General features: G+C 33.3%; 11 protein-coding genes. 2 read left to right on the forward strand and 9 right to left on the reverse strand.

What is annotated here, in order from left to right:
• Positions 1–75: 75 nt before the first annotated feature.
• A complete protein-coding gene (rph, locus tag AAGD39_RS02870) occupies positions 76–798 on the reverse strand; it encodes a ribonuclease PH (RefSeq protein ID WP_341757097.1) in 723 nt (240 codons plus the stop codon).
• 92 nt (positions 799–890) lie between these two features.
• On the opposite strand from rph, the gene grpE reads away from it, so the two are divergent.
• Positions 891–1,472 (forward strand): nucleotide exchange factor GrpE, encoded by a 582-nt coding sequence (gene grpE, locus AAGD39_RS02875; RefSeq protein WP_341757098.1) that lies wholly within the window; start codon positions 891–893, stop codon positions 1,470–1,472.
• Positions 1,473–1,599: 127 nt separating this feature from the next.
• On the opposite strand, the gene AAGD39_RS02880 is transcribed toward grpE, so the two are convergent.
• Positions 1,600–1,794, reverse strand: a complete 195-nt coding sequence (locus AAGD39_RS02880) for a hypothetical protein (protein ID WP_341757099.1) — start codon at positions 1,792–1,794, stop codon at positions 1,600–1,602.
• Positions 1,795–2,029: 235 nt separating this feature from the next.
• Here AAGD39_RS02880 and AAGD39_RS02885 point away from each other — a divergent pair, with 235 nt between their 5' ends.
• Entirely contained in the window at positions 2,030–2,980 is a 951-nt protein-coding gene (locus AAGD39_RS02885; RefSeq protein ID WP_341757100.1) for an IS481 family transposase, read from the forward strand.
• A 24-nt stretch (positions 2,981–3,004) separates the two neighbouring features.
• Here the strand turns inward: AAGD39_RS02885 and AAGD39_RS02890 are convergent, their stop codons facing one another.
• From AAGD39_RS02890 to AAGD39_RS02920, 7 genes are all read right to left on the reverse strand, one after another.
• Positions 3,005–3,250: a hypothetical protein gene (locus AAGD39_RS02890; protein ID WP_341757101.1), complete on the reverse strand. Its 246-nt coding sequence runs from the start codon at positions 3,248–3,250 to the stop codon at positions 3,005–3,007.
• Positions 3,251–3,531: 281 nt separating this feature from the next.
• Positions 3,532–3,906 carry a helix-turn-helix domain-containing protein gene (locus AAGD39_RS02895; protein ID WP_341757102.1) on the reverse strand — a complete coding sequence of 125 codons (375 nt, stop codon included), beginning with the start codon at positions 3,904–3,906 and terminating at the stop codon, positions 3,532–3,534.
• A gap of 535 nt (positions 3,907–4,441) precedes the next feature.
• Positions 4,442–8,836, reverse strand: coding sequence for a pentapeptide repeat-containing protein (locus tag AAGD39_RS02900; protein ID WP_341757103.1), 4,395 nt, complete (start codon positions 8,834–8,836; stop codon positions 4,442–4,444).
• Positions 8,837–8,882: 46 nt separating this feature from the next.
• Positions 8,883–10,085 (reverse strand): 2-oxoglutarate dehydrogenase complex dihydrolipoyllysine-residue succinyltransferase, encoded by a 1,203-nt coding sequence (gene odhB, locus AAGD39_RS02905; RefSeq protein WP_341757104.1) that lies wholly within the window; start codon positions 10,083–10,085, stop codon positions 8,883–8,885.
• 546 nt (positions 10,086–10,631) lie between these two features.
• Complete coding sequence (locus tag AAGD39_RS02910; RefSeq protein ID WP_341757105.1) at positions 10,632–11,633, reverse strand: ribonucleotide-diphosphate reductase subunit beta; 1,002 nt, start codon at positions 11,631–11,633, stop codon at positions 10,632–10,634.
• A 369-nt stretch (positions 11,634–12,002) separates the two neighbouring features.
• Positions 12,003–13,832: a ribonucleoside-diphosphate reductase subunit alpha gene (locus AAGD39_RS02915; protein ID WP_341757106.1), complete on the reverse strand. Its 1,830-nt coding sequence runs from the start codon at positions 13,830–13,832 to the stop codon at positions 12,003–12,005.
• Positions 13,833–14,275: 443 nt separating this feature from the next.
• The gene (locus AAGD39_RS02920; protein ID WP_341756716.1) at positions 14,276–15,226 is read right to left on the reverse strand and encodes a transposase; all 951 of its coding nucleotides are present in this window, start codon (positions 15,224–15,226) and stop codon (positions 14,276–14,278) included.
• Between the last annotated feature and the right edge of the window lie 817 nt (positions 15,227–16,043).

Raw genomic sequence — 16,043 nt, forward strand, 5'->3', positions numbered from 1 at the left:
AAACGCTCTTTAACTAGCCCTAATCTATAGTACATACTCTCATTGTAGAGCTTCATACCTTATAAAGGCAAAAAATCAACTTTCACCTAATAATATTTGGTTTTGCAACTTAAATAGATCATAGGCAGCACACCTGGCCAATTTTAGCATATCATAAAATTGTTCTTCGGAAAAGGTTTTTTTTTCAGCTGTGCTTTGAATTTCTATTATATTTCCATTGCCTGCAAAAACAAAATTGGCATCTACTTCGGCATTGCTATCCTCTAGGTAATCAAGATCAACTATTGTCTGCCCCTTATATATACCACATGAAATAGCAGCTACTTGACTAATTAAAGGATTAGTCTTAAGCACCTGCCTAGCAACTAATGATCTAATTGCTAGATGAAGCGCAATATAACTACCTGTAATTGCTGCTGTTCTAGTTCCGCCATCGGCATTAATTACATCACAATCAAGGATGATTTGTTTCTCTCCCAAGGCTTTTAGATCAATTGCTGTACGCATCGATCTGCCAATTAGCCTTTGAATTTCCTGTGTTCTACCTGATTGTTTTCCTTGTGTCGATTCACGCTTGACACGTTGGTGAGTTGAACGTGGTAACATACCATACTCAGCACTTATCCAGCCTTGATTTTGCCCACGCAAAAATGGCGGGACACTTGTTTCGTAGGTTGCACTACATATTACATGGGTATTGCCAAACTTAACAAGACACGAACCATCAGCGTTAAGCAGAGCTGAAGGTTCAATTGAAATATTACGTAATTGATTATTTTTTCTATCAAAAGCTCTCATATGTTATTACTTAATTAAAATTGACTTGAAAATACAAAGCTTTACACTATATGTTAAGAAAGTAGATTTTTGCAAGGAAAAAGGCTGTAAATATGGAAAAACAACAAAAGAACAATAGTAATAATCAGGAAATTGATACTAACTCTGATGAACAACTACTAAATGAAGTAGAAAACCAGTCTTCTGATACCCTAGTTCTACAAGATAGATTGGAAGAGATTGTTAGTTTGAAAAGTCAAATTGAGACTTTACAGGATAAATTGCTAAGGACAATAGCTGAATCTGACAATAATAGGAAACGTCTAGAAAAATCAATTGAAGAAGCAAAAAATTATGCCATTTTTTCTTTTGCTAAAGATTTGCTCAGTGTTAACGACAATCTTGCTAGAGCTTTGGAGCATAAGCCACAAAATATGGCAGGAGATATATCCAGTATTATTACTGGCGTAGAAATGACTAAAGGTGAGTTGACTAGCATATTACAAAAGCACGGTCTAGAGTCAATAGAACCATCATTAGGGGAAAAGTTTGATTACAATATACATCATGCAATTTCACAAATAGTATCAGATGAACATGAGCAAGATAGCATCATGGCAGTTATGCAATCAGGTTATAAGATAAAAGACCGATTACTTAGACCTGCTATAGTACAAGTATCGAAGAAAATATAGCTAGACACTTATATCTTTAAATTATGATATAAGTGTCTAATTCATTAAGGCTCTAGGAGCATAACTGTTGAAAGTTAAAAGCCATAATTCTCCTACTTTTTGACGTTTTGCCTTAATTAGTCACAAATTACATTTTAATAACTTGCACAAGGGTTACATTCTCACTAGAGTCAGCTTGTTTGTCGCAAAACCTTACACTTGCTGGTATTAAATTTTTTAACCCTATATTTATTTTAATGTGTTTATCGTGTGCCTTGCCACCAAGATTTAACCCGGATATTGCATGATAGAAATGAACCAATTGTGCTAGCCCTTGTCTCATGAGGGCTACAGGCTAAAATATATAAAATTTTAAATATACAATTTGTATTTTTGTGCAATTCTTCCAAACTCCTTATATTACAAAGGGTTCATAGGTAAATCTTGATACCTTCATGCAATATCCGGGCTAAGGGGATTACTAATGGGGGCTAAAATCTCATGACGACATACCCTAGTTGTTTAGTCCCAGGGTGTAATGTTGTATATTATAAAGAATTACCATCAAGAGAGGAATTATGGGACAAATATTACACGGCTGTGCCAAAACGACAGAGGCAATACGTTTCGCAATCCAAAATAGTCAAGAGAGCTTAAAGACTTTAGCAAGAAAATATTCTATTAATCCTAAAACAGTTGCTAAGTGGAAGAAACGAACTACATTACAAGATACTTGTATGGGTCCCAAAGAACCATCTTCTACAGTATTAACTTCTGAAGAAGAAGCTATGTGTATAGCATTTCGTAAACACACTTTATTATCTTTAGATGATTGCTTATATGCTTTACAAGTTAGTATTCCCAAGCTTACTAGATCTTCTTTACATAGACTTCTTCAACGCCATAATGTTAGTAGGTTACCGGAAGTAAAAGGAAATAACAAAACCAAGAAGAAGTTTAAACTTTATCCAATTGGTTATTTCCATATAGATATTGCTGAAGTCAAAACAGAAGAAGGTAAACTCTATCTATTTGTTGCTATTGATCGCACTTCAAAGTTTGTGTATGTAGAACTTTTACCAAGATGTACCAAGACAGAAACAGCACAATTTCTTCGTAATTTAATTAAAGCTATACCTTATAAAATTCATACTATTTTGACAGATAATGGTATTCAATTTACTAACAGAACAGTAGATAAGCATGCTTGGATGCATATTTTTGATCGTATTTGCTATGAATACAATATTGAACACAGGCTAACAAAAGTTAATCATCCATGGACTAATGGACAGGTAGAACGTATGAATCGTACTATTAAAGAGGCAACTGTTAAACGTTTTTATTATGACAATCATCAGCAACTTAAACAACATTTATATGATTTTATCAATGTCTACAATTTCGCAAAAAGACTTAAAGCTCTTAAAGGTTTAACTCCTTATGAATTTATCATAAAAACATGGACATCTGATCCAAATAAATTTATTATTAACCCTAACCACCACACCCTGGGACTAAACACCTAGTATTTATTGAAGCTAATCTTCTACTTAATAGAGCTGTGATCCAAAAATTATTAGCTTTAGTTTTAAGTAATGAAGATAAATTTTTATTATTATTAGTATAAGCTCTAAAGCTCTTAAACTTAGTTTATATCCCTTTAATATACAATGTACAAAGCTTTTTATAATAAATTTACCTGTAATTTTATTATTTACTTTATCTATTTTGTATAACTTACCTACTTCATTTTGTTTATTTTCATCTATTAAATTCATAATTTCTGATATTTGCATGTTAAGTTCCTATTTTTATATGAACTTAATTTATACACAATCTTTAGTTATATTTTTATACCTTTTTTAACTTTCAACAGTTGTGACCTATATACGTATAAGTAACCGGCTTCATTTCTCCTAAAAATCCCAAGAATTTCTTTGACTTATGCAGGAAGGCTAATATATCCATACATGAGTTGATAATCAAGTTTTTAAAAGTAGAACAGGTTGTGAGTTATAGTAGATTGGTTACTAAACTCAACAAACCGACTATTTTATTTGAGTATGATTTATTTTACCTAATCTTCTTTAATCAATGATCGTATCAATGCGTTAACAGCTTGTTGGTGTGCAGGGTTACGAATTTTCATAAAATTCCTTGACACTTCTATACACATACGTTGATGTTGAGTATGTACAGGCTCAACATTTTCCGTATCTTCTAAACCTTCATAAAAATAATCGATATTTTTTTCTAGTGCCTTAGCAATAAGAATCAACCTACCCATTGATATTCTATTAATACCCTTCTCATATTTTTGTAATTGTTGATGTGTTACCACTATCACCTTTGCAAGTTGTTGACGCGATAACCCCTTAGCAAGTCTTAGAGAATAAATTCTTTCACCTATAAATTGGTCAGCTTTTTCTATAAAGTCATTTTTTCGTGCCATAGTTAACTCCTTTAGAATTATTAAATTTTTGTAAAATATAATACATTATTAATAAATACAAAGATTACTGTCATATATTATATAACCTAGAAAGGCAACAATTAAAATAAGTTTATTTACATTTATACTGTTTTCTATCAGTAAATGTTGATTATATTATTTATTTATATACAAGTAGTACTTAATATTCTTTAACTATTATATAATTATAATAATCTTATAGGTAGTTAGTGATCTTGTAAATTATAATTTCATTTTTATTGGATTTTTTAAACCTTTATTTCACAATTCTAGATAGAAATAATACTAAAAGCAGATAGTATTTTTATTGAACGTTTTTGGTGAATATTAAAACAGGAAAAATTTATCGGATTATTTTAACGATGGTAAAGGAGGCAAAGACAAGAGATTAACGAATATGTAGACTTTGATAACAGACAAAGAATGTATTAAGCTTTGGATTATGAAACTCCATAGTGTATATATTAAAAAATATTGTATAAAAACAACAATTGTAGGGTAAGTATATTTTTCTTTACTTTGCTAAGCTTCCACTATGCTTCCTTTTATTTTGCTCTGCTAACATTGTTTGACCCGGCTTAGGTGCTGCGGATACTGGCGAAGCAACTTCTATTTTCTTTACAGTTGCTTTAGCCAGATCTGCATTTTTTAACAAAGGATTTGCTTTAACTTCCTCTTTTATATGACCAACAACTTTTATCTTATCTAAATTCATTGTTTTTTCTGGATGTTTTTTGTTATATTTTTTAATTGCTGGCAGAAGTGTAGTTAGAGTACTACCATCAATGGTAGCTCCTTCAAAGTTTATATGCTCTTTAAAAGTAGCTCCCTTAAAAGAACATTCTTTAAATACCGCATCTTTAATTGAACATTTGCCTAATGTTACCTTATTAAAATTAAATCCTTTAACTTCAAAATTATCTAATTTCATGTCAACTGTTTCGAAAGACAATCCTCTTAAATCTTTATTACTTAAGGAATAATCCAGTATCGGTGAGTATTTAGCTGGATGATTCCCTTTACTATACTCATAAGCCAGTTCCTGAAAAATATTAGACAAATCTCTTTTTTCGTCCGATTTAAGATTAGGCAGAATATCTCCAATAATTTGGCTCATTTCTTCACCAATTACTTTTCCACGTGTTGCATTAGAGACAAAATGTTTTTGAAAATTATGCTTCACAATATTAGCAGTAGCTCCTACAGCTAGAGTTAGAACTTTTCTATCAGATAACAAGCCAATCAATGGACGAACCATTGCACCATATTCCCCCTTACTATATGAAGCGGTTATTGCTCCTAATTCTTTAGTATGATCCCCTAACACCTTAACAACTGCTTCACCTTTTAGTTTAAGTTTTTTACCCATCTCGGTTTCATTTAAAAATTTCTCAACCACAGGACCAAGATCTTTAGCATGTTTTATTAAAAGATTAGGTATTTCTTTCTGTAAAACGTCTTTGACATTAGGATTATCCTTATTAAACTTAATAAGAGAATCCACTAATTTACTAACTTTTTCTGCTTGTTCAGATTTAGGTACGTTCATAATATCTGTAGTTTGCTCAATGATTAACCTTAACCCCTCTTTATCTTTTAAACAACTTTCAGTAAGCTCTGTTACTATCGGCAAGACATCAACAATAAACGGAATAGTTGCGGCTGTTGCATCATGTACAAATTTAGGATTCAGACCATAAGATCGTATATTTTGTTGAACTTCTGGTTTATCTAAAAAACCTAGAATATTTTCTCTATTATCAGCAAAATATTTTGGTAGAGTCTGTTTTAAGGCAGGAGATAAACTTTGAACTACCTGATCAATATTACCTAAAATAGACGATACCATGGCTCCTTGCGTTTCTATTATTTCTTCTTTTCTATCAGAAGATAAATTTTTATCAGTCAATAACTCTAAAGCAAGATCCTGATACTTCATATAAGACTCATAGATTACAACCACTTTAGGAGTATGATCTAATATTGTACTAGTTGCATTAATGGCAAATTGCACAGTATCATCAAAAAACTCTTTTGACACAAATCTAGTAAATCTATCATCTAGAACATTCCCAGCAATCTTGCTAATTTCCTTTTGATTATCTGGATTGCGTAAAAACTCAACTATATCTTTCTTAACCACTTCTGCTACTTTCGGACTAACAAATATTTCCAAAGCGTTTTTTATGATCTTACGCCCTGATTTCTCATTAGAAATTACTAGATTTTTATAAATTTTTTGTATTTTTTTGTTTGATTCTCCTGCTAATACACCATTTGCTAAATTTAATGCTAACGGTACTATTCCTCTAATAAAATTTTTATCTACTCCATCGAATATATTAGGATTAACTTTCCTAAGTTCCGTAGATGAAATTAATGGTGTAGGATTTAACACAGCATTTAAAGCTGGCAGTACAGCATATTGGGCTATCTTATTCTTCATGATGTCAGATTGTGGGGCTTCATTCAAAGCAGATATATATTTAGGCAGCACTACACTAGCTCCCTTGATCAAATTAGATACATGCTCTACTTTTTCTTTTTGTAAATTCTCCCTTTCTTCAACTAATAACTTATCGCTTAATAATTTTGCATTCACTTTTTGAAACTTAAGAAAAGTAGTGTAAAGATCATTTATATCCGGCAAACTCCTAGTAGCCGAAGATAATACCGTCGCAGCATCAAGAAGAAATTCCCCGACCTTTTTTCCCGCATCTATAGCAGCATTTGGAAAATTCTCTAATATTGCCAGCCCTTCTAGTTGCTTTGGCTCTTCTTGTATTTGCCTTTCTTGGAACTCCTGTGGAATAATCTCTTGACCATTCTGAATGAATTTGCCTTTCAAACCGATCAGATCGCTACCCACAATATCAGTATCGTTATCAATTGTGGCTTTAGACATATTAGCCTCAGCTAATTTCGCTGCCCGTAAACTAACCCCTTCTAACCTAACCTTTTCTGCTTGTACTTTTTCCAATATTGCTTGCTGCAATTTTGATCTTGTAAGATCACTATTGGTGAAATTTACCTCAGTAAAATCGGCTTGCTGAGCTTCAACCCGCCTCATTATACCATCAGAGAGATCAGCTTTCTGTGCGTGAACTTTTTTTAGTATACTATAACTTGCATTAATTCCGTGGGCTTTAGCCCCTTCTAAAATAGCTTCTGTTAAGTCAGCAAATTTTATGTCGACATTTTCTAAAATGGCATTTCTAAAATTTGCTCTCGAAGCTTCCACCATATTTAGATTGGCACGAACAAAACTCACCCCTTCAGCATTAATCCTTGTTAAAATAGCTGCTTCTAAATTCGCTCCATCCAGCTTAGTCAAACTATCTAATTCGGCTTCTGATAAATCTATACCTTTTGCTTCTATATTCTCTAGCACGGCATTTTTGAATTGTGCTTTATGTGCTTTAGCTCCTTGCATCAGGGCATTTGATAGATTACTATCTATAACTTTACATTCCGTTAAAATAGCTTTATCTAATATTGCATGCTGCATTTGTACTTTTCGTAAATCAGCTGAGATTAAGGAAATACCCTCTAAATTTGCCTGATTAAATGTTGAATCAGTAAATTTTGCACGATCCCAATTACCATCTTTTATATTCGCATAATCAAAATTGCAGTCACTTATCAAAACCTCCTGACCATTAGAACGAGACATAAAAGCATGAACAAACTGACTCTTATCAGTAACAGTTGATTTACTTAAATTACTATTAAAGAAATTGGCATTATCTGCTTTAACTCCTATAAAATTAGCTGCTATAAGCTCTGCCCCTTCAAAACTTGCTTCACTAACATCAGTACCATTAAATCTGCATCCGGATAAAACGGATCCAGAAAATACCACCCCTCGCAAATCCGCTCCTGAGAAATCTAAGCCCGATAAATCCACTCTATTATACCATTCATTATTAGTAGAAATATCAACTCTACTCGAGCAATCGGCAATAATTCTTGCCCCTTCTTTTATCTGCGATTGATCTAACTTGCTTTTAGCAAAATCATTTAAAGTTAAATCTTTATTATCTTTTCTCGCTTCTAAATATTCCTCTATATCTTTCCGAACTAAACGTACATATTGAGTTTCTTGATCTCGCTGTTCTTTAGTTGATCCTCGCACATAAGCTGGATCAAAAGTACAGCTCTCACTGCCAAAAATATTTTGAAAAGTTTCATGCATTGCATTATCTTTCCTAGGAAATATTTTTTGCTCAACCATTAGCTTTAGCTCTTCCTTTAACCGATCATATTGCTGATTGCCAGTTGTACGTCCTCCAATTTCCCATGCTTGTTCTATATAGCTCAATTTTGCATATGCATCATTTAACTCTTTTGTTTTACTAGCTATAAGAGATTTCTGCTCTTTTTGGCGAACTAAATCACTTTTTATATCAGCGTATTTTCTACCTAAGGAAGAGGTAGTGCTGAATTTTATCCCCTCAATATCACGTTCTTTACCTATTTGAGAGTATCCTTTATAATCATCAGAGAACCGACAATTAGCAAGGTCAGCTCCTCTAAAATCTACATTTTTTAGGATAGTATCTTCGAAATGAGCATTATCAAAATCAACATCACAAAATACCGCATCAGCTAAATTACATCCTTTGAAACTAGTATTTTTAAATATACAACCAGTAAAATCTCCACCTCTTAGATATGTTATATTATCAGCTCTACTAAAAGTCCTATTAGATAAATCCGCCACTACTACTACCTTACTATCAGCAAAATATTTGTCTTTTAAATATTGGTTAAGACTTAGATTTCCCTTAGGATCATCTGCCAAAACTGTATGCTGAGCTGCAATATAATCCTTTATATCCTCATTAGTAGGACGAAACTTTTCAATTTTAACAGCGAGATCATCGAAAATAGGTTTTTCCTTTACCATAACTTCTGCTCCTAATTACTTTTGTGCTTACCCATAATACTATAACTTATAGACTTAATAACAAACGCTCTGGATTCTCAATCAATTCCTTGATTTTTACAAGAAAAGTAACTGCTTCCTTACCATCAATAATACGATGATCATAGGATAAAGCTATATACATCATCGGACGTATTTCTATCTTGCCATTAACCACTACAGGTCTTTCTTCGGTCTTATGAAGACCTAAAATACCTGATTGAGGCGGGTTAATAATAGGAGTTGATAATAGTGACCCATAAACACCACCATTGGAAATAGTAAATGTTCCACCTGATAAATCAGACATCGACAACTTTCCTTCTCTAGCCTTTTTACCTAAACCAGCAATTTCTTTCTCAATACCAGCAAAACTCAATTTGTCAGCCTGCCTAACTATTGGCACTACTAACCCCTGCTCTGTCCCGACTGCAACCCCAATATCATAATAATTCTTATACAGAATCTCATCCCCTTCTATCTCGGCATTTACCGAGGCTACTGCTTTCAAAGCTTCAATAGTAGCTTTTACAAAAAATGACATGAATCCCAGCTTAACACCATGCTTCTTCTCAAACTCTTCCCGATACTGCATACGCAAGTTAATAACTTTCAACATATCAATTTCATTAAAAGTCGTTAGAATAGCTGCGGTATTTTGCGATTGTTTCAAACGATCTGCGATAGTTTTACGAAGTCGTGACATTTTAACACGCTCAACCGCCCCTTCATTTGCCAACGCAATATTGGTTACAACAGGTGGTTTTGTCTCATTTATCGAGGAACTATTTATAAACTCTAATACATCTCCCTTAGTTACCCTACCATCTCTACCAGTACCTTTTATGTCATCTAATGGCAGTTTATTTTCACTTACTAATCTACGCACAGAAGGTGGTGGAGCAATGCTGTTTATATTTACAGGTTGTTGTTGCACCTCTTTGGTTAATGTATTTTTATCTGGCGTACTAGGTAAAGCTACAGCAGAAACTGCCCCTTCGGTAATTTGTCCAACACTCTCACCGACAGATACCGTATCCCCCTCATTCTTAAATATTCCACTTATTACCCCAGATGCAACTGCATTCACTTCCAGCGTAACTTTCTCTGTTTCAAGTTCTAAAAGTAGCTCATCCACTTTCACCACATCTCCTTGTTTTTTATGCCATTTGGCAATAGTAGCCTCTGATACTGATTCTCCAAGGGATGGAACTATAATTTCAATACTCATATTATTTTTATTCTCCAATTATATTCTATAGCTAACCTGACTAGCATTATCCCGTCATTGCGAGAAGGCGTAGCCGACGAAGCAACCCAAATATAATCATTTTCTTGGATTGCCACGACCACTCACGTGGTCTCGCAATGACGAGTTATGAGTCCATATGTCATTGCGAGAAGCCGAAGGCAACGAAGCAATCCAAATCTAATTGTTTTCGTGGATTGCCACGACCATTCACGTGGTCTCGCAATGACGAGTTATGAGTCCATATGTCACTGCGAGAAGCCGAAGGCGACGAAGCAATCCAAATATAATTGTTTTCGTGGATTGCCACGACCACTCACGTGGTCTCGCAATGACGCCTGAGTTTATAACTTGTCATTGCGCGAGAAGGCGTAGCCGACGAAGCAATCCATATCTCATTATTGATTGCTTCGTCGCCACTAAGGTGGCTTCTCGCAATGACACCAGCTCTCATGGATAAACATTAACCTAGTCAATTACATATTATACTCTATTTATCTTCTCCACTAATAACAAAATAGTATAAATTTAACCTATTATCTCTTGCTGACTTTTCTGTGTTTTATCCATCTTAGCAAACACCTCTTCCCATGATCCAGTAGTTGCGGCTTTGGTATATTCGGTTACCCTTGCTTCAAAGAAATTAGTATGCTCAGTACCGTTTAAGATTTCATCAAGCCAAGGTAACGGATTATTATCAATTAAATAAATTTCTTTAAGTCCGAGCTGCATTAATCTGCGATCAGCAATGTAACGAATATATTGTTTTACTTCTCTAGCGGTTAACCCCTCAATACCACCAACTTCAAATGCCAACTCAATAAAGGCATCCTCAAAATGGACAATAGTAGCACACGCCTCATAAAGACGGCCACGAACCTCCTCAGTCCATACTTCAGGGTTTTCTCTAATAAAAGTTTTAAATAACATAATGATTGAATCAGTATGTAACGTCTCATCCCTTACTGACCAACTAATGATTTGTCCCATACCTTTCATTTTATTAAAACGAGGGAAATTAAGCAAAATGGCAAATGAAGCAAATAGCTGTAATCCTTCAGTAAATGCCCCAAATACCGCTAAAGTAGTAGCAATATCTTCTTTAGTTCCCACACCAAAACGCTGCATATAGTCATATTTATCTTTCATTTCTCTATATTTAAGAAATGCTGAATATTCAGTTTCAGGCATACCTACAGTATCAAGCAAATGAGAATAAGCGGCAATATGAATTGTTTCCATATTAGAAAATGCTGATAACATCATTAGTACTTCCGTTGGCTTAAATACCCTGGAGTAATGTTTCATATAACAATTATTTACTTCAATATCAGCTTGAGTAAAGAAACGAAATATTTGAGTTAATAAATGTTTTTCCCCAGGACTTAAATTATATTTCCAATCTTTTAGATCATCAGCTAGCGGTACTTCTTCTGGTAACCAATGAATTCGTTGTTGAATATGCCACGCTTCATAAGCCCATGGATAAGAGAATGGTTTGTAAATTGGACTGGCATCAAGTAAAGACATATTATATTTCCTTTTTTAAGTTTATTTGACTTATTATCACCTAGATATTGTTATCTTAATTACTTACCTCACCTTACGCAGGACGTTTAAAAACCATAGGGGAAACAGCCCAGTGTCATTGCGAGGAAGGCCGTAGGCCGCGAAGCAATCCATAAAAACAGCTGAAAATGGATTGCTTCGTCGGCTTATGCCTCCTCGCAACGACATTGGTTATTTTCTCGCAATTTTTAAGTTGTCCTAATAACTTCTAAACCAGCTTCCTCTTATAATTTTCAACAGTTGTGCTGTTTTCCCTGTGACTTTTAAATACCATACGTAAAGTAAGTTAATTATACACATCATTGCAAGAACTCAGGTTAGCTATTAAGTCTATTGGCAAGCTAAACACTCATCATAATTAGAAGACTCTTCTTCTTGTTTTTTCTTATTAGCTATTTCGATATCTTTAAAATCCGCTTTCTTAACATCGTGTGATACTTTATCTGGTCTTTGAATTGAGGTTGATCTACAATAATATAAACTCTTTACCCCTTTTTTCCAGGCTCTAAAGTGGATATTATTTAAATACATCTTACTTACATTGCCTGCTAAGAAAAGATTTAGAGATTGCGATTGTGAAATATGTAGTGTCCTATCTGCTGCTAGATCAATAAGCCAGTTTTGATCAATCTCATGGGCAGTTTTAAAAATCTCTTTTTCATGACTGGATAAAAAAGTTAGATGTTGAACTGAACCTTCATGAGTGGCAATTGACGACCAAACCTGCTCATTATTAAAACCTTTGGCACTTAACAATTTTTCTAGATATTTGTTACGCACATTAAAAGATCCGGTCAGAGTCTTTTGGACAAAACTATTAGCCGCAAATGGTTCAATTCCAGGTGAACTATTACCAGCAATAATTGAGATTGATGCTGTGGGAGCAATAGCTGTTTTATTACTAAAACGCTCTTTACTACCTACTTCATCTGCATCAGGACAAGCACCACGTTCATCCGATAAAATTACTGAAGCTCTATCAACTTCTTTATTAATATATTCAAATATTTGGTTATTCCAAACCTTTGCCATCACTGACTCTATTGGCACATCCTTTAATTGTAAAAATGAGTGAAAACCCATAACCCCTAAACCTACACTACGTTCACGCATAGCTGAATATCTCGCCCGTTCCATGGTACTTGGAGCTTTAGTAATAAAATCTTCAAGTACATTATCTAAAAAACGCATTACGGTAGGAATAAACTCAGAGTCATTTTGCCAATCATCAAAATATTCCAAATTTACTGAAGATAAGCAGCAAACAGCAGTTCTTGCCTTACCCAAATGATCAATGCCAGTTGGCAAAGTAATCTCACTGCAAAGATTTGAAGTTTTTACCTGTAATCCAAGTTTTTTATGATGCTGCGGAATATATTTATTGATAGTATCAATAAATATTATATAAGGTTCTCCGGTTTCTATTCTAGTAGTCAGTAATTTTACCCATATATCTCTTGCCCTAACTGTCCGTACAACTTTTTTAGTATCAGGGCTGATTAAAGGGAAATCCTCATCATTTTCCACTGCTTGCATAAATGCATCTGTTACAGCTATACCATGATGAATGTTCAAAGCTTTACGATTAGTATCACCACCAGTATGACGTCTTAAATCAATGAATTCCTCAATTTCAGGATGATCAATTGGTAAATATATAGCAGCACTACCACGTCTAATTGACCCTTGGGAAATAGCTAGGGTCATAGAGTCCACAACTTTAATAAATGGAATAATACCAGAAGAAGTGCCTTTACCTTTAATTGCCTCATTAATCGAACGAACATTGCCCCAATAGCTTCCTATACCACCACCGCGTGAAGCTAACCAAACATTTTCAGTCCACAGATCTACAATACTTTTTAAACTATCATCTGTTTCATTCAAAAAACAGGAAATAGGCATCCCTCTATCAGTTCCACCATTACTAAGAACTGGAGTGGCTGGCATAAACCACAGCTTACTTATATAATCATATAATTGCTGAGCATGTTTTGCATTATCAGCATAGTAGCTAGCTACTCTAGCGAATAAATCTTGAAAATCCTCTCCAGCTAGTAAGTACCGATCCTTTAGGACGGCTTTACCAAAATTAGTTAGTAAATTATCTCGTTTCTTGTCAATTTCTATAGGGAACTTGGTATTTGCTTGCGTTGTCATATTATCTTAGTTTTTGAATAAATTACGATTATAGCTGAATTTGGTCATAATAAATGAAAAAAATCTAAATTATAGCATATTTTTATTTTAGAGCTAACTAGATTAGGATCTATATAACTTCTTCGTCATTGCGAGGAGGCATAAGTCGCACAACTGTTGAAAGTTAAAAACTACAGTATGTTACAACCTTAAATTACGCATAATCAATAGTTTAACATTCATAACTTTAAATCTACAAGGTTAGACACTGTTAACAAAGCTTATTTAGTTGGTGAATAAAGTCTTTTTTGCTGCAAATTATAAGATTTTTTTGAAATAGCTATACTATTCCGGCAAAAATCTTATTAATTTTCGCTAAAAAATCCATTAATTCATCAATCAAATAAGCTTTGTTAACAGCAATTATCTTTTATCTAAATTTTCAAAAAAATAAAAATATTTATCTAAATAACAAAACAACGTTTTTGTTGAATAAGTTTATGGCATACTTCAAGTAGTTTACGCATGCATGCAACTATAGCAACCTTTTTAGGTTTAAAATTGTTAACAAGCCTATCATATAAAGCTTTCAAATATTGAAAACCATTTTTGACACCGTTTTTACCAGCCAATACCGCCATATATAAAGCATATCGTGGTATTTTTCTGCCACCTCTAATAAATCTTCGTCCTTGCTTATTACCACTATCACGGGCATAAGGAGCTATCCCTACAATTGCTGACAATTCATTACTACTATAATTTTTATTCCCTAATTCAGGTAAAAAACTAATTAGTTTTTTAGCTACGCATTTACCAATACCAGGCACACTCTCTAATATTTTTACCTTCTCTTTCAACTCTTCTGACTCATCTATTACTTCACTTAATTTTTTATCAAGCTCAGCTATTTCATTCTGTAAAAATTTAATGAGCTTTTCTATACTCTTTTTATCAATACCATCAATACTATGATGTAGCCTCTTCTTTTCATTGCTAAGCATTAATACTAAATCTTCTCGCCTTTGCTGATATCTCTTCAAAGTATCGGATTCAACTTGATATAAATAATTAGCTGAAAGCTGCATCTTATCGCCATAATATGCTAATTTAAATGCGTCCTTCTTATCAGTTTTACACAAATTCACCGATTTACTAAATGAATTAAAGCTATATGTATTGACTTTATGTACCTGTTGTTTATTATTATACAATTTTTGGCAAATATCCGCTTCATAACCTCCAGTAGGTTCACATACTATTAGCTTAATTTCTTGTTCTTTTGTTAATTTTATCAGTTCTTCATGCCCTAACTTATCGTTGGAAAAACGATTATATATCGGTTTATTGTTAGACTCATATAAACATATATCTAACCATTTTTTACTTACATCTAGACCTATTATTTTACTCATGATATAATCTCCTTCATCTTATTGTGCAAGGCTGCTGTTTCCAGCACCTTCTGCAATTTGTTCAAAGCAAACTTTGTAAGAGGGTACTTATTCTGTTTACGACTATTTCAGTCCAGTGTCTATCAAGTCACCCTCTTACAATTACTTATATCATAATTTAAAGATATAAGTGTCTAGGATCTCCACCGCAAAATAACACTATATCTTTGATAATTTCTTTCTCAAGCAACAACATAAATTACAATAAAGCAAGCCTAAACCCTTGCAAATTGTTCAGTTTCTTGAATATTGTAAACAAAATAATGTATACCTTCATCCCATTCTCCTTATGGCTAATAAAATGTTTAATCTGTAAATTTTGCTTAATAATATTTAAAAAATACTTCTATCTTCCAACGCTTTTTGTATGTACTTGCTATATCTTGAGCTGATAAATATAATATATTAGTTAAAAACCATAATTCTCCTGCTTTTTAACTTTTTGCCTTAATTAGTCGCAAATTACATTTTATTTGCTTATGTTTTTTATCATATAAATTTACCTGTAATTTTATTATTTACTTTATCTATTTTGTATAACTTACCTACTTCATTTAGTTTATTTTCATCTATTAAATTCATAATTTCTGATATTTGCACGTTAAGTTCCTATTTTTATATGAACTTAATTTATACACAATCTTTAGTTATATTTTTATACCTTTTTTAACTTTCAACAGTTGTGGGGGCAAAACAATAGCGAGAATGACACCATTGCGAGGGGGCAAATTTTACCCTGTGCTCCTCGCAATTACGGGTCGGAGCTTCTTGCTAATAG

This window comes from Candidatus Tisiphia endosymbiont of Nemotelus nigrinus (assembly GCF_964026475.1).
Lineage (GTDB): Bacteria > Pseudomonadota > Alphaproteobacteria > Rickettsiales > Rickettsiaceae > Tisiphia.

Coding starts and splice junctions, on each gene's coding strand:
- rph (WP_341757097.1), bottom strand. CDS start 798: ATGAGAGCTTTTGATAGAAAAAATAATCAATTACGTAATATTTCAATT.
- grpE (WP_341757098.1), top strand. CDS start 891: ATGGAAAAACAACAAAAGAACAATAGTAATAATCAGGAAATTGATACT.
- AAGD39_RS02880 (WP_341757099.1), bottom strand. CDS start 1,794: ATGAGACAAGGGCTAGCACAATTGGTTCATTTCTATCATGCAATATCC.
- AAGD39_RS02885 (WP_341757100.1), top strand. CDS start 2,030: ATGGGACAAATATTACACGGCTGTGCCAAAACGACAGAGGCAATACGT.
- AAGD39_RS02890 (WP_341757101.1), bottom strand. CDS start 3,250: ATGCAAATATCAGAAATTATGAATTTAATAGATGAAAATAAACAAAAT.
- AAGD39_RS02895 (WP_341757102.1), bottom strand. CDS start 3,906: ATGGCACGAAAAAATGACTTTATAGAAAAAGCTGACCAATTTATAGGT.
- AAGD39_RS02900 (WP_341757103.1), bottom strand. CDS start 8,836: ATGGTAAAGGAAAAACCTATTTTCGATGATCTCGCTGTTAAAATTGAA.
- odhB (WP_341757104.1), bottom strand. CDS start 10,085: ATGAGTATTGAAATTATAGTTCCATCCCTTGGAGAATCAGTATCAGAG.
- AAGD39_RS02910 (WP_341757105.1), bottom strand. CDS start 11,633: ATGTCTTTACTTGATGCCAGTCCAATTTACAAACCATTCTCTTATCCA.
- AAGD39_RS02915 (WP_341757106.1), bottom strand. CDS start 13,832: ATGACAACGCAAGCAAATACCAAGTTCCCTATAGAAATTGACAAGAAA.
- AAGD39_RS02920 (WP_341756716.1), bottom strand. CDS start 15,226: ATGAGTAAAATAATAGGTCTAGATGTAAGTAAAAAATGGTTAGATATA.